The organism is Streptomyces bauhiniae, assembly GCF_004784475.1.
In the GTDB taxonomy this organism is placed as follows: domain Bacteria; phylum Actinomycetota; class Actinomycetes; order Streptomycetales; family Streptomycetaceae; genus Streptomyces; species Streptomyces seoulensis.
In genome coordinates, this window is the sequence record NZ_SRRT01000001.1 from 971,503 (window position 1) to 990,827 (window position 19,325).

General features: G+C 70.5%; 13 protein-coding genes. 5 read left to right on the forward strand and 8 right to left on the reverse strand.

Annotated features, from left to right (window positions below):
• Positions 1-5: 5 nt before the first annotated feature.
• On the reverse strand, positions 6-626 hold the full coding sequence (locus E5083_RS04590; protein ID WP_135784258.1) for a GPP34 family phosphoprotein: 621 nt from the start codon (positions 624-626) through the stop codon (positions 6-8).
• Positions 627-705: 79 nt separating this feature from the next.
• Positions 706-2,574 (reverse strand): ricin-type beta-trefoil lectin domain protein, encoded by a 1,869-nt coding sequence (locus E5083_RS04595; RefSeq protein ID WP_135784259.1) that lies wholly within the window; start codon positions 2,572-2,574, stop codon positions 706-708.
• 252 nt (positions 2,575-2,826) lie between these two features.
• On the opposite strand from E5083_RS04595, the gene E5083_RS04600 reads away from it, so the two are divergent.
• Positions 2,827-5,850, forward strand: coding sequence for a glycoside hydrolase family 3 protein (locus E5083_RS04600; RefSeq protein ID WP_135784260.1), 3,024 nt, complete (start codon positions 2,827-2,829; stop codon positions 5,848-5,850).
• A gap of 60 nt (positions 5,851-5,910) precedes the next feature.
• Complete coding sequence (locus E5083_RS04605) at positions 5,911-7,287, forward strand: hypothetical protein (protein ID WP_135784261.1); 1,377 nt, start codon at positions 5,911-5,913, stop codon at positions 7,285-7,287.
• 93 nt (positions 7,288-7,380) lie between these two features.
• Here the strand turns inward: E5083_RS04605 and E5083_RS04610 are convergent, their stop codons facing one another.
• On the reverse strand, positions 7,381-7,989 hold the full coding sequence (locus E5083_RS04610) for a YceI family protein (RefSeq protein WP_135784262.1): 609 nt from the start codon (positions 7,987-7,989) through the stop codon (positions 7,381-7,383).
• A gap of 237 nt (positions 7,990-8,226) precedes the next feature.
• Between E5083_RS04610 and E5083_RS04615 the strand changes: the two genes are divergently transcribed.
• From E5083_RS04615 to E5083_RS04625, 3 genes are all read left to right on the forward strand, one after another.
• A complete protein-coding gene (locus E5083_RS04615; RefSeq protein WP_135784263.1) occupies positions 8,227-8,724 on the forward strand; it encodes a hypothetical protein in 498 nt (165 codons plus the stop codon).
• Positions 8,725-9,002: 278 nt separating this feature from the next.
• A complete protein-coding gene (locus E5083_RS04620) occupies positions 9,003-10,586 on the forward strand; it encodes an acyl-CoA carboxylase subunit beta (RefSeq protein ID WP_135784264.1) in 1,584 nt (527 codons plus the stop codon).
• Positions 10,587-10,609: 23 nt separating this feature from the next.
• The gene (locus E5083_RS04625; protein ID WP_135784426.1) at positions 10,610-10,798 is read left to right on the forward strand and encodes an acyl-CoA carboxylase subunit epsilon; all 189 of its coding nucleotides are present in this window, start codon (positions 10,610-10,612) and stop codon (positions 10,796-10,798) included.
• Positions 10,799-10,851: 53 nt separating this feature from the next.
• On the opposite strand, the gene E5083_RS04630 is transcribed toward E5083_RS04625, so the two are convergent.
• The 5 genes from E5083_RS04630 to E5083_RS04650 all read right to left on the reverse strand — a co-directional run bounded on the left by E5083_RS04630 (position 10,852) and on the right by E5083_RS04650 (position 18,989).
• Positions 10,852-13,866, reverse strand: coding sequence for an NACHT N-terminal Helical domain 1-containing protein (locus E5083_RS04630; RefSeq protein WP_135784265.1), 3,015 nt, complete (start codon positions 13,864-13,866; stop codon positions 10,852-10,854).
• A gap of 96 nt (positions 13,867-13,962) precedes the next feature.
• Positions 13,963-14,544 (reverse strand): GTP-binding protein, encoded by a 582-nt coding sequence (locus E5083_RS04635; protein ID WP_030793786.1) that lies wholly within the window; start codon positions 14,542-14,544, stop codon positions 13,963-13,965.
• On the reverse strand, positions 14,525-15,097 hold the full coding sequence (locus E5083_RS04640) for a DUF742 domain-containing protein (RefSeq protein ID WP_135784266.1): 573 nt from the start codon (positions 15,095-15,097) through the stop codon (positions 14,525-14,527). Before E5083_RS04640 ends, E5083_RS04635 begins: the two co-directional genes overlap by 20 nt.
• Positions 15,098-15,190: 93 nt before the next feature.
• Positions 15,191-15,604 (reverse strand): roadblock/LC7 domain-containing protein, encoded by a 414-nt coding sequence (locus E5083_RS04645; protein WP_005479603.1) that lies wholly within the window; start codon positions 15,602-15,604, stop codon positions 15,191-15,193.
• A gap of 10 nt (positions 15,605-15,614) precedes the next feature.
• A complete protein-coding gene (locus E5083_RS04650) occupies positions 15,615-18,989 on the reverse strand; it encodes a nitrate- and nitrite sensing domain-containing protein (RefSeq protein ID WP_135784267.1) in 3,375 nt (1,124 codons plus the stop codon).
• Positions 18,990-19,325: the final 336 nt, after the last annotated feature.

Consider the following 19,325-nt stretch of genomic DNA (forward strand, 5'->3'; position numbering starts at 1 on the left):
GGCGGTCAGGGGGCGCGCCAGACGTTGTCGAACGCGTCCTCCTCGATCCGCCGCCGCTGCCGTACCGCCTCCAGTTCGGTCAGCGCGTCGCCGAGCGCGGCGAGGACGACCGCCACCCGGTCGTCCACCTTGTCGTCCTCGGCGTGCTCGGCCGGCTCCTCGTGCTCGGGCTCGTCGATGCCGAGGGCCGAGGCGAGGCCCGCCAGGAGCGGCTCGTGCCGGGCCCACCGGTCGGCCGCGTGCCGCCGGGCGTCGGAGTCGATCCGCTCCACCGACCGGTCCGCGCGCCGGAAGAGCTGCCGCAGACCGGAGCCCGACGGCTCGGTGTGCTCCAGCTCGTCGCGGTAGGCGGCGGAGAGCCCGTCCCCGCGCCGCCACAGCCAGTCCTCGGCGCTCTCGTACGGCTCGGTGCGGATCAGCGACGCGGCGGCCTTGTCCAGCATCGGGTCGCCGGTGAGCTGACCGGAGACGGGGACGATCACGTCGTCCCGCAGGGTGACCACCTGGGCGGCGAGCAGGTCGAGCAGCTCCGCCGCGGCCAGCGCCAGCGACAGATCCCCCTGCTCCACGGGCCGGTCGGCGGGTACGTCCAGCGCGACGAACAGCAGATCCTGCGGTGTGGTCATCTCGGGCTCCCCGGTCACGGTCGGTACGGCGCGGGTACCACCATCACCCGCGCCGGAAACCCGGGACCGCCTGCCTCGGCTACCTCAGCGTCCACTTCTGGTTGGCCGCCCCGGTGCACGACCATATCTGGGCCCGCGCCCCGTTGGCCGAGGAGTTGTCCGTGACGTCCAGGCACTTGTCCGCCGCGGTGTTCACCACGTCCCCGGTGGCCGCGTTGTACGACCAGCGCTGGGCGCCGGTGCCGTTGCAGTCGTAGAGCTGGACCTTGGCGCCGTTCGCGGTCGACGCGGAGACCACGTCCAGGCACTTGCCGAGCGCCTTGACCGAGCCGTCGGCCGCGACCGTCCACTGCTGGGCGGTGCTGCCGTTGCAGTCGTAGAGCTGCACCGCCGTGCCGTTGGCGCTCGAACCGCCCGCCACATCCAGGCACTTGCCCGCGAGCCCGGCGAACGCACCGGTGCGGGAGCTGTCGCCGGACTGGCCGCCGGCCCAGGTGAAGGTGGCCGAGGTGCGCGCGGGCAGCGTGTAAGTGGCGTGCTGCCCACCCCAGTTGATCGTCACCTGCTTGGCCGAGCCGGCCCCGTTGTACGCGATCAGCGCCTTGCTGCCGTCCGGGTTGCGCCAGGCCACGTTGGGCACAGCCGAGGACGCCGTGGAGGCGATGCGCTGGGCGCCGGGGCGGACGAACTTGGTGAGGTGGCCCATGTCGTAGTACTCGACGGTGTAGTCCACGCTCCCGCTGCGGCCGTCGCCGTTGTGCACGGTGATCAGGCCGGTGCAGGTGCCGCAGCCGCCGTTGTGCGGGCCCATGTTCTGGTCCACCGCGAGGGACCACTTGGTCACCGACTTCGCCCAGTTGCGGGTGTAGTTGATGATGTCGGAGAGGTCCTCGCGCTGCTGGTCGGCGATCCAGGTGCCGCCGGAGTGCTCGGTGGCGAAGGCGTCCAGCGCGGGGTACTGGTTGTGCACGGCCGTCTGCTTGGTGACGTCACCGCCGTAGCCGTGCCAGGCGATCCCGCCGAAGTTGGGGTGGCTGCGCACCGCCGCGTCGTCCACGGTCTGGGCGGCGTAGGAGTCGTAGGTGTCCCAGTTCCAGTCGTGCGCGAGGACCTTGGTGGAGAGCCCGGCCTGCTGGAGCTTGGGCAGCAGCTCGCTCTTGGTGAAGTAGGCGAGCCCACTGGCGTTCCAGCTCATCGACGGGTAGCCCGAGCAGCAGGTCGGCTCGTTCTGCGCGGTGACGTAGGAGACGGGCACGCCCTGGTCGCGGTAGCCCTGGAGGTACTTCACGAAGTACGAGGCGTAGGCGCCGTAGTCCTCCGCCTTCAGCCAGCCGCCGTTGAGGGAGCCGCTGTCCTTCATCCACGCCGGGGCCGTCCACGGGGACGCCATCACCGTGAGATCCGGGTTCAGTTGGCGGGCCTGCTTGGTGAGCGGGAGGACGTCCGCGAGGTCGTGGGCGAGGGAGAACTTGGCGAGCGAGGGGTCGGTCTGCCCGGCCGGCACGTCGTCGTAGGTGTAGCCGTTGCGGGCCAGGTCGGAGGCGCCCATCGGGTTGCGCAGGAAGGACAGGCCGATGCCGTCGGTGGGGGAGAACAGCTTGCGCATGGTGGCGTCGCGGGTCGCCTGGGACAGGGCGCCGCTGCTGTTCATCAGCCAGGCGGCGGTGTCGGTGAAGGAGGCCCCGCCACCGGTGAAGGTCTGGTAGCGGGTGTTCTCGTCCACCGTGATGTTCTCGCCGCCGCCTCCGGCACCGGCCGAGAAGGCGAACGGCGTCTGCGGCTCCAGGCCGCGTACGACATGCCGTCCGGCGGAGTCGTCGGTGGTGGTCAGCCAGGCCGTGACCGGCTCACCGGCCGCGTGCGCGGCGGGGGTGGCGAGCGTGGTGATCCCGGCCGTCGTCAGCAGCGCGGCCAGCAGCAGCCGGGCCGGACGCAGGGGTCGTCTCATGGGGCGCCGCCCTTCGAGGTGGGGGACAGGGGCGTGCGAGCCGTGAGTAAATGACGGCTCCGGGGCCGCGTCAAGGGTTCGCGCATTCAGAAGGCGAACGCACAGCCCGGCTGGATCTTCATCGAGTTGACGGAGCGTCACGTCACGTACGGAGGGTTGACGGGGGTCAGGTGGCCCCAGTTCACTCAAGCCGTGAGCTAAGTCCTGAGTGAACGCTATGTCCTGAGTGAACCCAGAGCCGAGGGAAGGTCCATGCGCAGAACCGCCCTGCTCGTCTCCACCGCTCTGCTGACCGCACTGCTCCCGCTGGCCGGAGGCATCGCCACCGCCTCCGGCGCCGACGGTCCCGACCCGGCCCCCGTGCCGGTCGACCGCTTCGAGGGCGAGGTGCCCTTCGCCGCCCAGCCCGCCGAGGGCATCTTCACCTGGGGCGGCGACAGCGACGACCCGCCCACCCTGGCGCTGACCGCCCGCCCGGACGCCCCCGAGGGCGCCAAGGTGCTGACCGGAAGCTACGACATCAGCGGCTACGGCGGCTTCACCCACGACTACGCCGCCACGGCCCCCGCCCACGACTGGTCCGCCCACCGGGGCGTGCGGCTGTGGTGGGAGGGACAGAACAGCGGCAAGAAGGTCACCTTCGAGATCAAGGACGGCGGTGCGCACGGCGAGGCGTCCGAGCTGTGGACGACCTCCTTCACCGACGACTTCACCGGCTGGAAGCGGATCGAGCTGCCGTTCTCCGCGTTCACCTATCGCACGGACTACCAGCCGGTCGGCGGCATCGACCACGTCCTCGGCCTCACCCAGATGTGGGGCTACGCGGTCACCCTGCCCACCGGCGTCAAGGGCCGCTTCGCCATGGACGGCGTCGAGCTGTACGGCGCCGCCGACCCGGCGCTGCGCGCCTCCGTCACCACCGACGCGGCCGTCCGCCCGGTCAAGGAGGGCGGCACGGCGAGCGTCCGCGTCACCCTGGCCACCACCGACGCGAAGCCCGTCACCTCCCCGGTGACCGTCGCGTACGCCACCGGCGAGGGCACCGCCCGCCCCGGCAAGGACTACACGCCCGCCCACGGCACCCTCACCTTCCCGGCCGGCACCCCCTCCGGGACCTCCCGGACGGTGAAGGTGACCACCCTGAAGGACCGCACCGCCGAGTCCGCCGAGACCATCCCGCTGGGGCTCACCGTCACCGGCGCCAAGGCCCCGGCGGATAACCCGAAGATCGTCATCGACGCCCACGGACTGCCGTATCTGGACAGCAAGTTGCCGGTGCGCAAGCGGGTCGCCGACCTGCTCGGGCGGATGTCGCTCGCGGAGAAGGCCGGGCAGATGACCCAGGCCGAGCGCGGCGCCGTCTCCGACCAGAACGACATCGCCGCCTACGACCTGGGCTCCCTGCTCTCCGGCGGCGGCTCCACGCCCACCCCGAACACCCCGGCCGCGTGGGCGAAGATGATCGACGGCTTCCAACTGCGCGCCCAGGCCACCCGCTTCCAGATCCCGCTGATCTACGGCGTCGACGCGGTCCACGGCCACAACAACCTCACCGGCGCCACCGTCCTGCCGCACAACATCGGCATCGGCGCCACCCGCGACCCCGAACTCGCCCGGCGCACCGGGGCGGTGACCGCCTCCGAGGTCCGCGCCACCGGCATCCCGTGGGACTTCGCGCCCTGCCTCTGCGTCAGCCGCGACGAACGCTGGGGCCGCTCCTACGAGTCCTTCGGTGAGGACCCGGCGCTGGTGAAGTCGATGGAGACGGTGATCCAGGGCCTCCAGGGCCGCGCCGACGGCCGCGATCTCGCCCGCGCCGACAAGGTGCTGGCCACCGCCAAGCACTTCGTCGCCGACGGCGGCACCGCCTACGGCTCCTCCACCACCGGCACCTACACCGTCGACCAGGGCGTCTCCACCCTCACCCGGCAGCAACTGGAGGCCGTCCACCTCGCGCCGTACCAGGACGCGGTGGACCGGGGGGTGGGCACCGTGATGCCCTCGTACTCCTCGCTCGACGTGATCGGCGACGGACGCGGCCCGGTCAAGATGCACGCCCGCGCCGACATGATCAACGGCGTGCTCAAGGGGCGGATGGGCTTCGACGGGTTCGTCATCAGCGACTGGAACGCCGTGGACCAGCTCCCCGGCGACTACGCGACCCAGGTCCGCACCTCGGTCAACGCGGGCGTCGACATGATGATGGTCCCCTACACCTACAAGGAGTTCAGCGCGGCCCTGACCGCCGAGGTGAAGGCGGGCCGGGTCAGTGAGCGGCGGATCGACGACGCCGTCTCCCGCATCCTCACCCAGAAGTTCCGCCTCGGCCTCTTCGAGCACCCCTACGCCGACACCTCCGGTGCCGCCGCCATCGGCTCCCCGGCCCACCGGGCCGTCGCCCGCGAGGCGGTCGCCAAGTCGCAGGTGCTCCTGAAGAACGACGGCGGCCTGCTGCCGCTCCGCAAGAGCCAGAAGGTGTACGTCGCCGGGTCCAACGCCGACGACATCGGCAACCAGTCCGGTGGCTGGACCATCACCTGGCAGGGCTCCTCCGGCGACATCACGAAGGGCACCACCATCCTCGCCGGCATCCGCGAGGCGGGCGGGAAGGTCACCTACTCCAAGGACGCCTCCGCGCCGATGGCCGGGAACGACGTGGGCGTGGTCGTCGTGGGGGAGACCCCCTACGCCGAGGGCGTCGGAGATGTGGGCAACGGCCATGAGCTGACCCTGTCCGCCACCGACCGGGCCACCGTGGACAAGGTGTGCGGCGCCATGAAGTGCGTGGTGCTCACCGTCTCCGGCCGCCCGCTGCTGATCGGGGACCGGCTCGGGAAGATCGACGCCCTGGTGGCGTCCTGGCTGCCCGGCACCGAGGGCGCCGGCGTGGCCGACGTGCTCTACGGCAAGCGGCCCTTCACCGGTCAGCTCCCGGTCACCTGGCCGCGCAGCGAGGCCCAGTTGCCGATCAACGTGGGCGACAAGGCGTACGACCCGCAGTACCCCTACGGGTGGGGCCTGACCACACAGGTCGCGGCCAAGGACAGTGCGCTGACCACCCTCGGCAAGGCGGCCGCGACCGCCGAGCGCCGGCACGACGACCGCCGGGGGCGCGAGCTGGTGAACCAGGCCCGGCTGATCGTCCAGCACAAGGTGGGCCAGCACATCACGGCGGCCGTGTCCAAGCCCTTCGCCGAGGCCGACCACGCACTGCTGACCGGACGGTACGGACAGGCACTGATCAAGCTGCTCCAGGCGTACCGGGCGGCCCGCTGACCAGCATCGTAGGTCCGCACACCTGACCGAACGGGGGAGGCTTCGGGTAGCGTCGGAAGCATGAAGGCCGTGCTCCCGACCCGCGCCCGAAGCCTCCCCGCACTCCTCCTCGCGGCGCTGGCGCTGGCCCTGGTGCCCCTGTTCGTGTTCGCACCCGGTGCCAGTGCCGCCACCAGCGCCTCCACCATCGGCCAGGCCCTGCGCAAGAGCCCGGTCTACGTCGACCCGGCCGCCTCCGGACAGCTCTCCCGCGCCGACGCCGACGCCCTCGCCAAGAAGATCAAGGACGCCGGCAAACCGGTGTTCGTCGTGGTCCTCCCCGCCGATTACCCGACCAAGACCGTCCTGAGCGACGTCCGTGCGGCCACCGGCATCACCGGTCTGTACGGCATCCGCGTCGGCGACCGCTTCGCCGCCGGCGCCGACCCCTCGGTCATCTCCGCCACCGCCCGCCAGAACCTGGTCTCCAGCGTGCAGGGCGAGGGCGCCAAGGCCCAGCTCACCGACTTCACCGACCGCGCACTGGACACCGTGCGCGGCCACGCCCCCTCCACCTGGGGCTCCTCCGACAACGGCGGCGGGGTCTCCACCACCGCGCTGATCGTCGCCGGGGCGGTCGTGGTGGCGGGCGGCGCCGGGGTCTACACCCTCAGCCGCCGCAACCGGCGCCGCCGCGAGGCGGAGCAGCAGGCGGCGCTGGAGCGGCTGCGGGTCGTCGTGGACGAGGACATCACCGCCTTCGGCGAGGAACTCGACCGCCTCGACTTCCAGCCCGGCGAGCCCGGCGCCGACGACGCGATGCGCACCGACTACGAGAACGCGCTCAACGCCTACGACGACGCCAAGCGCCGCATGGGCGAGGCCCGGAAGCCGGAGGACGTGCGCGGGGTCACCGAGGCGCTGGAGGACGGCCGGTACTCCCTGGCCGTGCTCGCCGCCCGGCGCGAGAAGCGCCCGCTGCCCGACCGGCGCCCGCCCTGCTTCTTCGACCCCCGGCACGGCCCCTCCGTCACCGACGCCGCCTGGACCCCGGCCGGCGGCAGCACCCGTGAGGTGCCGGTGTGCGCGGCCGACGCCACCCGGCTCGCCGACGGCCGCGAACCGGCCGCCCGCGAGGTGGAGACCGAGTACGGCCGCCGCCCCTACTGGGACGCGGGTCCCGCCTACGGCCCCTGGGCGGGCGGCTACTTCGGCGGCGGCCTGCTGCCCGGCCTGCTCGCCGGCACCCTGCTCGGCGGCATGATGGCCACCCCGTCCTACGCGGCCGACTTCGGCGGTGGGTACGGCGACTTCGGGGACCTGGGCGGTTTCCAGGGCGGCGACATGTCCGGCACCGACTTCGACCCCGGCGGGTTCAGCGACGGCTTCGGCGGCGGGGACTTCGGCGGGGGCGGCGACTTCGGGGGCGGCGGGGACTTCGGCGGCGGAGGCTTCTGAGGCCCTGGACTTCTTGTACGCGTGAGCGCCCCGTCCCCTCCGGTAAGGGAGGAGCGGGGCGCTCGTGCGTGGTCCGGCCGGACCGCCGTGGGCTCACGCGTTCTTGATGGCCGACACGTCGAAGTTGAGCTTGATCTTGTCGGAGATCAGCACGCCGCCCGTCTCCAGGGCCGCGTTCCAGGTCAGGCCCCACTCCGAGCGCAGCAGCTCGGCCTTGCCCTCGAAGCCGACGCGCTGGTTGCCGAACGGGTCGGTGGCGGCGCCGTTGAACTCCAGGTCGATGGTGATGGGCCGGGTCACGCCGAGGATGGAGAGGTCGCCGGTGATGCGGTAGTCGTCGCCGCCGAGGGACTCCGCGCCCGTGGAGCGGAAGGTCATCGTCGGGAACTCGTCCGTCTTGAAGAAGTCGGCGGACTTCAGGTGGGTGTCGCGGTCGGCGTTGCCGGTGTCGATGCTGTCCATCACCACGTCCAGCGTCGCCGTGGACTTGGCCGGGTCGTCGCCGTCCAGGTGCAGCGCGCCGGTGAACTCGGTGAAGCTGCCCTTGACGTTGGTGACCATGGCGTGCCGCGCGGTGAAGCCGATCGAGGTGTGCGCGGGGTCGATGGTGTAGTCGCCGGTCAGCGCGGCGAGGCCGGTGCCCGCGGCGGCGGGGGCGGCGGTGGTCTCGGGGGTGCTGTCCTTGCGGCCGAAGATACCCATGGTGTGCTCCTTGAGAGAGTTGCGGGGGAGTCTGTTTAACGTTCAACGAACCCGACGTCTGCCACCGTAGACCCATTCAGTTCGGTTTTCAACATCATCCGGTACGTGTTTCCACTCTTGCGCAGAGTTACCGCCGACGCCCTCTGGCGGACGCGCGTAGAACTCGGGCACCATCTGTCTGCACCACCTGCACAGCCGCCCCAAAGCAAGCACGGCCAACCGCAGGAAGGGTCATTCATGAAGGTCCGCTCCGTCCTTACCGCGCTCGCCCTCGTCGTCGCCCCGGGCGTCGCCGTGGTCGGCACCGCATCCGACGCCTTCGCCGTCACCAAGATCAGCCACGCCACCGCCACCCAGATGTTCCGCGACGTCGGCATCACCTGGTCGTCCTCCGGCGGCTGCTCCAACCGCCAGAACTCCACGTGTACGTCGTTCGACCAGCTCAACCTCGCCACCGCCCAGGGCGCCCAGACCCTGAAGCGGGCCACCGGCTGCGCACTCAACATCACCGGCGGCACCGAGGTCGGCCACGCGTCCGGCACCTACTCGCACTACAACGGCTACAAGCTCGACTACGGCAAGAACACCTGCGTGACCTCGTACATCAAGAACACCTTCAGCTACATCGGGCTGCGCGGGGACGGCGCACCGCAGTATCAGTCCGGGTCGGGCAACATCTACGCCGACGAGGGCAACCACTGGGACGTCCTGTACTACAACTGCGGCGGCTGCTGAGCCGACGCGCACCGGACGGCGGAAGGTAGGGTTGCCAACACCCCCCGTTCCGCCGTCCGGGTGTCCCCGTGTCACTCCGGGGATGGCATGTCCCACCCAGGAATCCAGGGGTCTGTGACACCCCCCACTTTGTGGCAGCCCTACAAAGGCAGCGCCCTCTGAGCAGTCGGAACGCCTGCATCACGGCCCGGTTCTGTTCGGTCGTACCAGGAAAACGCTCCGGAGACTGTACGGAGTCGACGGCCTGGTTTTCGCGTGGTCCTTCGTATGGTCACTACATGACCGTTTTGGAAGAGACGACGGGTGAGCCGGCGGACGCGCGCGGGCGGGTCGCCGAGCTGCACGTGATCCGGGCGCAGGCCCTGGCGGGCCCCAGCGAGAAGGCGACCGAGGCGCAGCACGCCAAGGGCAAGCTGACCGCCCGGGAGCGCATCGAGCTGCTCCTGGACCCGGACTCCTTCCAGGAGGTCGAGCAGCTCCGCCGGCACCGCGCCACCGGCTTCGGCCTGGAGGCCAAGAAGCCGTACACCGACGGTGTCATCACCGGCTGGGGCACGGTGGAGGGCCGTACGGTCTTCGTCTACGCCCATGACTTCCGCATCTTCGGCGGCGCGCTGGGCGAGGCCCACGCCACGAAGATCCACAAGATCATGGACATGGCCATCGCGGCCGGTGCTCCGCTGGTCTCGCTCAACGACGGCGCCGGCGCCCGTATCCAGGAGGGCGTCTCCGCGCTCGCCGGCTACGGCGGCATCTTCCAGCGCAACACCAAGGCGTCCGGTGTCATCCCGCAGATCTCGGTGATGCTCGGCCCGTGCGCGGGCGGCGCGGCCTACAGCCCCGCCCTCACCGACTTCGTCTTCATGGTCCGCGAGACCTCGCAGATGTTCATCACCGGCCCGGACGTCGTCAAGGCGGTCACCGGCGAGGAGATCACCCAGAACGGCCTCGGCGGCGCCGACGTGCACGCCGAGACCTCCGGCGTCTGCCACTTCGCGTACGACGACGAGGAGACCTGCATCGCGGAGGTGCGCTACCTCCTCTCGCTGCTCCCGCAGAACAACCGCGAGAACCCGCCGCGCGTGGAGTCCTCCGACCCCGCCGACCGGCGCGGCGACGTCCTGCTCGACCTGGTCCCGGCCGACGGCAACCGGCCCTATGACATGACCAAGGTCATCGAGGAGCTCGTCGACGACGGCGAGTACCTGGAGGTCCACGAGCGCTGGGCCCGCAACATCCTCTGCGCGCTGGGCCGCCTCGACGGCCAGGTGGTCGGCATCATCGCCAACCAGCCGCAGGTGCTGGCCGGTGTGCTGGACATCGAGGCGAGTGAAAAAGCCGCGCGCTTCGTGCAGATGTGTGACGCCTTCAACATCCCGATCATCACGCTGCTGGACGTGCCTGGCTTCCTTCCCGGCGTCGACCAGGAGCACGGCGGGATCATCCGCCACGGCGCGAAGCTGCTGTACGCCTACTGCAACGCGACCGTGCCGAGGATCTCGCTCATCCTGCGCAAGGCGTACGGCGGCGCGTACATCGTGATGGACAGCCAGTCCATCGGCGCCGACCTCACCTACGCCTGGCCCACCAACGAGATCGCCGTGATGGGCGCCGAGGGCGCGGCCAATGTCATCTTCCGTCGGCAGATCGCCGACGCCGAGGACCCCGAGGCGATGCGGCAGAAGATGGTCAAGGAGTACAAGGCCGAGCTGATGCATCCGTACTACGCGGCGGAGCGCGGCCTGGTCGACGACGTGATCGACCCCGCCGAGACCCGCGAGGTCCTGATCAGGTCCCTCGCGATGCTCCAGTCCAAGCACGCCGACCTGCCCTCCCGCAAGCACGGCAACCCGCCGCAGTGACCGAGACCCCGGAGACCATCGCCATGACCCATGCCGACATCCGCGTCGAAAAGGGCCTCGCCGACCCCGAGGAAGTAGCCGCCATAACGGCAGTCCTCCTCGCCCGAGCCGCCGCCCGCCCCACCGCCCCGACCCACCACCCCCGCCCCCGAGCGGCCTGGCGCCGCCTGGAACGCGAAGGCGGCTTCCGGGCACCGCATAGCTGGCACTGAGCTTCGCTCCGAAGGGCCCTTCCGTTCTGGGAGGGCCCTTCGGCGTGGCCGCCTTAGACGATGCGCACCTCGACACCGGGAAAGTCCAGGGCGCCGCGATCATGGGGGAGCACACAGTTCTGGAGCTGTAGGCGCTTCACCTTGGGAGGCTTGAAGTTCGGTGTCTCCAGCCACGCCGAGACGTCGAACCGATTCAGGCAAAGCTCTGGTATCGCGGGGAGAGCGGCGAGGTCGACCGGAGAAAAGTTGTAGGGCCACAAGTTCAGCCTGCGCAGGCCGGAGAGTGCGGTTTGGCACTGCGCGAGATCAGTGTCACGGGTGACTTCCAACAGATAAACGTCAACCATCTTCTGCCCGAGGCGCAGACTGCTTATATCGGGAGTATTCAAGACGCTCATGCCGAGGTGGGTGAGAGATGGGAAGAACTCCAGCGCTTCCAGATGAGTGAACACTGCGTCCGCGCCCAATAGCAGCCAATTGAGGCTGGGCATCTCAGGCATGTGTGACAGGTCGACTTCGCCGATCAGTGACCACATGATCAGGTCACGGACCGGCGGCAGCATCCGTAGTGCGCTCAGGTCGTCGAGAGGGAAGCGGATGTCGACCCTGTTGGGCGACAGCCGTCCCAAGGGACGCAACTGGCCGGAATGCTTGACGACAACACTGTGATGCGCGAGCTGAACACCGGACAGCACGGCGTCGGCATAGACGTCCGGATCGAAGTAGCTCCAGCTCTGGATCAGTTGCCGCACCACGTGGTCACGCTTGTCGCCCACGTAACTGGACAGCAGCCCGAGTGCCTCAGACCCCCCTATCAATGCCAGGGTCCGCACCGTCTGTACAGCAGCCTTCTCCGACAGCTCCGTGAGCGATCTCGGCATCTTGCGCAGCAGGCTGGTCCCTACCGCTGCCAGTTGCGCCGGATCGCTCTCGCGCCGCGCCGGCAGCAGCGTCTCCACCGCCGTGTCGACCCGCCCGGCCAGCTCCTCGGACAGTTGCGGCACCGTCTCCTGACACGCCGCCGTCAGCAGATGCAGCTTGCGGGTCCAGCGGGGTTCAGACGCGGCCCGGTCGAGAATGCCGTCCAGCAACTCCTCCCGCTGGGGCCGGTTCGCGTGGCCCGCTGCCATGATGATCGTCTCGCGCCACAGGTCCAGGTGTGCTCGCTCGATCAGGTTGCCGATGCGGTCCTCCTCCGCCGCCTCCTCCGCCGACAGGTACTCCTGGAAGGTGCGGTGGACGAAGTCGAGGCGGCCGAGGGTGGGGGAGCGGAGGATGCCGGAGCGGTCGCGGAGGCTTTCCAGGACCGCTCGGCCGTCCTCCTCGTCCAGGTGCCGCATCCCCGCCAGTTTCCGGCCGACGTGGACCGCGGCCTGGTCCAGGGAGATCTCGCTGCGGTTGTTGTCGGAGAGGCGCCAGGCCAGGTCCCGTAGCAGGACAACCTTGTCGCCCAGGCTCAGCCCGCTGTCCACCGCGCTCGGCACGTTCCGGTCCGCGTCCCGCTCGTGGACCAGCGTGTGGAGGGCGTTGCGGTACAGCTCCATGCGGTCGCGGGGGAGTTGGCTGCCCCGGTTGAGGTGCATCGCGCAGAGCATGGCCGCCAGCAGCGGAGTCCCCGCCAGGGACTGCAGATGCGGCCGGTCTTTCAGGCTGTTCAGCAACGACTGCTCGTAGCGCGGCAGTTCCTCCACCGGACACGGCAGCTCCTCGCCCAGCTCGCGCACCGCCTGATGCCACTGCCGGACGAACGCCGCCAGATCGGGCGGCGTCATCCGGTCCAGGTGCAGCGCGGTGAACTTCTCCCGCCGCAGCCAGTCCGCACCGGCCGCCGCCGGACGGGAGGTCACCACCATCCGCACCTCGGGATACGCGGCCAGCAGCTTGCGCAGCCACTCCCGCACCCCCCGCCGCTCGGCGTCGAGGAGTTCGTCCACCCCGTCGATCAGCAGCAACGCCCGCCCGCCGGCGAGCTGACGCTCCACCCACGCCTTCGGCATCACCCCGGTGATCTGCCCGGCCACCGAATCGAGCATCGCCTCCGGCGCCGGCAGCGCCCGCCCGCTGTACTCCCGCAGCTTCACGAAGACCGGCGTCAGCCCGTTCCAGCCGGCCAGCTCCCCGGTGAACGCGCCCCGCGCCGCCGTGACCGCCAGCCACCGCAGCAGCGTGGTCTTGCCCGACCCCGCCTCACCCCGGAGCAGTACCCGCGTGGGCCCGCCCAGCGCGGCCTCCACCCGCATCCCGGCGCCCTCGCCCCCGGAGTTCTCCCAGTCGCTCATGTCCGGCCGGAGCAGCGGAAGCGCACGCCTCGCCCCCTCGCGCCGCGCCCGCATCTCGTCCCCCGTCGCCCGCAGGCTGACGTACGCCACCGAGAGCCGCACCTGCGCCCCGGCCCGGTCGGAGGTGCGCCGGAACAGCTCCACCTCGTCCAGGGTCGTGCTGACCAGCTCCAGGTACCGGCGCCGGAACTCGCCGTCCCGGTCCGTGCCCTCGGGGGCGAACAGCGAACGGTCGGGCAGCCGTTGCAGCACCCGCGCGATCTCCGCGCCCAACGACGTGGTCCGCGCGAGCAGTTCACTGAGTGCCCGCTCCTCGAAGACCGGCAGCCCCCGCACGATCCGCACGTAGTACTCGACGCACTCGGCGAACAGCACCTCGTACAGCCGGGTCTCCGCCTCGCCGAGGCCGACCGGCGGGCGTGCCGCACCCGTCAGCCGCCGCACGATCTCCGCGGGCCGCGCGTCCGCCGCCAGGATCGCCTCGTCGGACAGGTCCGCCGCCGCGAACGTGTCGCATACCGCGTCGATCACGGCCTGGCGGCTGTTCTCCGCCAGGCCGGGGAACTCCCGCTCCAGAAACGGCGCCAGCCGGTCGTAGACCGCGTCGGCCATCTCGTCGAACTGCCGCTCCACACCCCGCTGGAAGCGCAGCCCGGACACCCGCACCCGGATCAGCTCGGACATGTCCATCCGGCGTTCCTGCTCGCGGCGCTTGCCGCCGAGCCACATCTGGGCGGCCGCCTTCGCCACGGTCGAACCCAGCCGCAGCGCCGCTGTCTCGCCCACCATCGCATCCCCCTCCATGCCACAGAAGGACCAGTGTGGCAGCGGGGTACGACAAAGGGGCCCCTTCCGGTGTGGAAAGGGCCCCTCGACGTGGAGTCGCTACCGCAGGCGGGCCATCAGCGCGTGCTCGACCAGAGTGATCAGCGCGCTCTTGGCGTCCGCGCGGTGGCGGGCGTCCGTGGTGATGATGGGGGCGTCCGGGCCGATCTGGAGAGCCTCGCGGACCTCGTCGGGGTTGTAGGGCTGGTTGCCGTCGAAGCCGTTGAGGGCGATGACGAACGGCAGACCCGAGTTCTCGAAGTAGTCGACCGCGGGGAAGCAGTCGGCCAGGCGCCGGGTGTCGACCAGCACGATGGCGCCGATGGCGCCGCGTACCAGGTCGTCCCACATGAACCAGAAGCGGTCCTGGCCCGGCGTACCGAAGAGGTACAGGATCAGGTCCTGGTCCAGGGTGATGCGGCCGAAGTCCATGGCCACCGTGGTGGTGGTCTTGTCCCCGGTGTGGGTGAGGTCGTCGATGCCCGCCGACGCGGACGTCATGACGGCCTCGGTACGCAGCGGGTTGATCTCCGAGACGGCCCCCACGAACGTGGTCTTGCCCACGCCGAAGCCGCCCGCCACCACGATCTTCGCGGAGGTGGTGGAGCGGGAAGGACCGCCGCTAGAGCTTGCGAAGTCCACTGAGCACCCTTTCGAGCAGTGTCACGTCTGGCTGGCCGCCGGCGTTCTCGTCGCCGCCGGGCTGATGGATGGCGACCAGGCCCGCCTCCGCCAAGTCGGCGACGAGAATCCTGGCCACGCCGAGGGGGATCGTGAGCAGGGCCGAGATCTCGGCCACCGACTTGATCTCCCGGCACAGGTTGCAGATCCGCTGATGCTCGGGCAACTGGCCCTGCATCTGGTGCGGTGCCGCGGTGGTGTGCACCAGCGCCTCGATGGCGAGCTGGTAGCGGGGGCGGGTCCGGCCGCCGGTCATGGCGTACGGACGCACCAAGGGGTTGCTGGCGCCGGACGGGGCGGCCGCTGGCTCCTGGCGCCGCGGCGGCTGTACCGGCTGGATGCGCGGGGCCGACGGCTGGTCGTACGGCGAAGGGCCGGGGCCCTGCGGTGCGTACGGCTGCCGGTGGTCGGGGACGGAGGGGTAGTCGTACCCGTTCGCCGAGCCGCCGTCCTGTCCCTGCGCGGGACCGTACGACCAGTTGCCCGAAGACGGACCGCCTGGGGGTGTTGCCACTTTCTCCTCCTCCGACTGTGCCGGGCACCATCGCTGTGGAGCCGCGTCCCAAGACCTTACGGCCCCGGGACGCGAACGCGCACCGTCCGCTTGTTAGTTGAGAAGGCTGCCCTGGAGTTCCGCCCGGAGATCCGGGGTCAGGACCGTGCCCGCACGGTCCACCAGAAGGGCCATCTCGTACCCGATGAGGCCGATGTCCGCCTCCGGGTGGGCCAGGACCGCCAGCGACGAACCGTCGGATACGGACATGATGAAGAGGAATCCCCGCTCCATCTCCACAACCGTCTGGTTCACGCTGCCCCCCTCGAAGATGCGGGAGGCGCCTGCCGTCAGGGACGTCAGACCGGATGCGACGGCCGCGAGCTGGTCGGCGCGGTCGCGGGGGAAGCCTTCGGACATCGCCAGAAGGAGTCCGTCGGCGGAGACCACCACGGTGTGGGACACACCCGGAGTGTTGTCCACGAAGTTGGTGATCAACCAGTTAAGGTTCTGTGCCGCCTGGCTCATCGGGCTCACACTAACGCTCCTGGTCGTAGGTGCTGTCAGGCCCACCGTGCTGATGGTTGGTGGCCTGGCCGTTCGTTTCACTGCCTGCGCTGCGTCCGCGCTGGACGCCTCGACGCAGGTTGCTCAGCCTGCCCCGGACATCCTCCGGGGCGCGGGAGACCTGTGGGCCCCCCTGAGGGGTGCTCTCGGCGGTGCCCTCGACCAGGTTGGCCTTGGGTACCCGCCGCGGCAGGCCGGAGGACGTGACCCCGCCCGCCTTGGGCTTGCGCAACTGCGAAGCCTGCTGCCAGCGCTCGTCGTTCGCCGAACGCCAGTCGTCGGGGCCGCTGCCCGCCGGGGCCGGGGCCTCCTGGCGGCCGAGCGACGCGCCGTTGGCGCCGGCGGAGCCGTTCAGTCCGGTCGAACCGTTCAGTCCGTTCGAACCGTTCGCTCCGTGCAGCCCGCTGGAGGCGAGGCCGCTGGAACCCAGTCCGCCCGAACCGTGCACGTTCAGGCCGCCGGAGTTGCCCAGCGGGGCCGAGCCGCCGGCGCCACCGCGACGGGGCAGACCCGCGTTGGTCACACCGCCCGCGGCCGGACCGCCCGGCGCCGGACGCTCGAAGCCACCGTGGCCGCCAGGGCCGCCGTGGCCGTTGGTCCCCAGGTCACCGGGGTCGGCGGCCTGCGCCGGCTCCGACTCCGCAGCGTACTGGGCCGGGTAGCCGTTCTGGAAACCGTTCTGCTGGGGCCAGTCGTCCTGGAAGGACTGCTGCTGCCCGTCGTACGAGCCGCCGAAGGCGTCACCGGCAGGCGCGTTCTGGCCCTGCTGGGGGTAACCGGACTGCGGGTAGCCGCCGTCCTGCCCGAAGTACTGCTCGTCGTAGGCGGGCTGCTGCTGCTCCTGGTAGCCCTGCTGCTCCTGGAAGGCGTCGGTCTGCCGCTGCTCGGGGAAGCCCGCGCCGTTCTCCTGGTAACCGCCGGGCGCCTGCTCGAAGCCGTCCTGGTAGCCGGGCCGGCCGCCGTCGGTGCCGTCCTGCGGGCCGGGGTGCGCCTGGGCCTCCAGGGCCGCCCGGCGCTCCTCGCGCTCCAGGGAACGGCCGACCGGGTCCAGACCGCGCAGGTCGTCGGGCACCTCGGTGTAGCGGCTGTCGTCGAAGCCCAGCTCCGCCGCCGTGCGCATCGGCTGTCCCTGCGCCTGCGGCTGCGGGTTGAAGCTCTCGCCGGCGAACTGCTGCTCCGGGATGATCTGCGAGACCGTGAACTCCTCGCGGTCGAGCTGCGTCTCGCCGCCGCCACCGTGGGTGATCGCGTCGGGCAGCATGACCAGGGAGGTCGTACCGGCCTGCTCGCCCGAGGGGCGGAGCTGGACGCGGATGCCGTGCCGGTCGGACAGCCGGCCGACCACGAACAGACCCATGCGCTGGGAGATCGCGGCGTCCACGGTCGGCGGGTTGGCCAGCTTGTGGTTGATGTCCGCGAAGTCCTCGGCGGTGAGGCCGATGCCCTTGTCGTGGATCTCGATCATCACGCGGCCGTCGGGGAGGCGGGTCGCGGTGACGCGGACCTTGGTCTGCGGGGAGGAGAACGTGGTGGCGTTCTCCAGCAGCTCGGCGAGCAGGTGCACGAGGTCGGTGACCGCGCGGCCGTGGATCTCGGCCTCCGGGACGCCGGACAGCTCGATGCGCTCGTACTGCTCCACCTCGGAGGAGGCGGCGCGCAGCACGTCGACCAGCGGGACCGGCTGGTCCCAGCGGCGGCCGGGCTCCTCGCCGGCGAGGACCAGCAGGTTCTCGCCGTTGCGGCGCATACGGGTGGCCAGGTGGTCCAGCTTGAAGAGGTTCTCGAGCTGGTCCGGGTCGGCCTCGTTGTTCTCCAGGTCGGTGATCAGGGTCAACTGGCCCTCGATCAGCGACTGGTTGCGGCGCGACAGGTTGGTGAAGATCGCGTTGATGTTGCCCCGCAGCAGCGCCTGCTCGGAGGCGAGCCGCACCGCCTCGCGGTGGACCTGGTCGAAGGCGCGGGCGACCTCGCCGATCTCGTCCTTGGTGTGGATCGGGATCGGGGCGACCCGGGTGTCGACCCGGCCGGGGTCGGTACGGGAGAGCTGGTCGACCAGCATCGGCAGCCGCTGCTCGGCGATGCCGAAGGCGGCGTTGCGGAGCTGACGCATCGAGCGGCTCATCTGGCGGGCGACCGTACCGGCCAGGATGAAGGCCAGCAGCAGGACCAGGACGACGGCGACACCGGTGATGATCGCGGAGGTCTTGGCGTCGTCGGCGATGCCGGACGCCTCGCTCACCGCCTTGTCGGCCATGTCCGACTCGATGGAGCGGTACGCCTTGAACTTCAGCGTGTTGACCGCCCACCAGTTGGCGGGGGTGATGCCCTGCACCGCGAGCTGCTGACGCTCCAGCGGGTCGGTCGAGTTGAGCTGGGCCAGCGCGGCGACCATCTTCTGCGGGTCGGACGGCGGCGCCTTGTACGACGGGTCCTTCGACTTGGCCTCGGCGGCCAGCGCGGCACCCTGGTTCTGGATGTCCCGCTTCTCCTGCTCCAGCCGGTCCGCGTCGGCCTGGGTGCCACCGCCGAGGTACTCCTCGACGGCGATGCCCTCCAGGTAGGCGTAGGTGGAGAGGGCCACGCGCTGGGTCGCCAGGTTCGGCGCGTCCGGGCCGGGCTTGACCAGCATGTGCATGCCGATCGAGCGCTCCAGCGACAGCGCGGCCTTGGTCAGCGAGATGGCGTAGACGGTACGTCCGTAGGACGTGATGTTTCCGGTGCCCAGGCCCAGCTCGTTGGCGAACTCCATCAGCGGGTGGGCGACCTTGATGTAGCCCTCCTCCGTCTGGACGCCGGTGAACTTGGGGCCGTAGGCACCCGCGCGCAGCGTCTGGAGGAAGGGCTCGGTCTCGCGGAACAGCTTGAGGCGGCGCTCCAGGCCGGGCTTGGCCGGCATGTTCTGCGCGGCCCGGCTGAAGGCGGCGGCTGCCTGGTCGGTGTTCTTGCGGGCCGCGTCGACCGTGGCCTTGTCCTGGGCCGTGGCCGCCTTGCCCTTGAGCAGGGGAGCGGCGCTGAGGTCACGCTCGTTGTACAGCGCGTCGGCGTAGGACAGGGACGTCTGCACCAGGATCGCGGTGTTCTCGGCGTCCTCGGCGTCCTGCCAGGTGTCGATCGAGTTCTTCACCTGGAAGCCGCCCATGACGAGGGCGACCAGCACGGGTATGAGCAGGATCGCGTTCAGCCTGGTCGGCACACGCCAGTTGCGCGGGGAGAAGCGGCCCCCGCTGGACGCGGGAGCGGCCTCCGGCTCCGGTCCGGCCACCACGGGGGTGGGCGCCGCAGCGCGCGGCGGCGGGGTGAAGTTGCCCCGTGCCGACGGCTCGGGACCGTTCTTGCTTCGCCTCACTCGACCAACAACCTCTCGGCGGGTCGGCACCTGTCGTGCCGCAGTCTCTCAGAGCCCGGTTCCTCTTCGACCACTCAGTACGTCTTTGACCCCTGGGCAGTTCAGGCATTCCAGCATGTCGACCTGGGCAGTAACAAACGGGGGCGGCACCGTTGTAAGCGGCAGATAAAACGGGTCATTACCGAGCGAGCCCCGCAAAAGGCAAGGGCTTTGTGAGCGCAGCGGTACCGGTCGACCGCGTCGCGTGGCGAACTACGGGATTTCCTCTGCCGAACTGTTATGAACACCGGAGCCGACCGTGTCAAAGGCCACAGCCGGCTCCGGGTGCGCTACGAC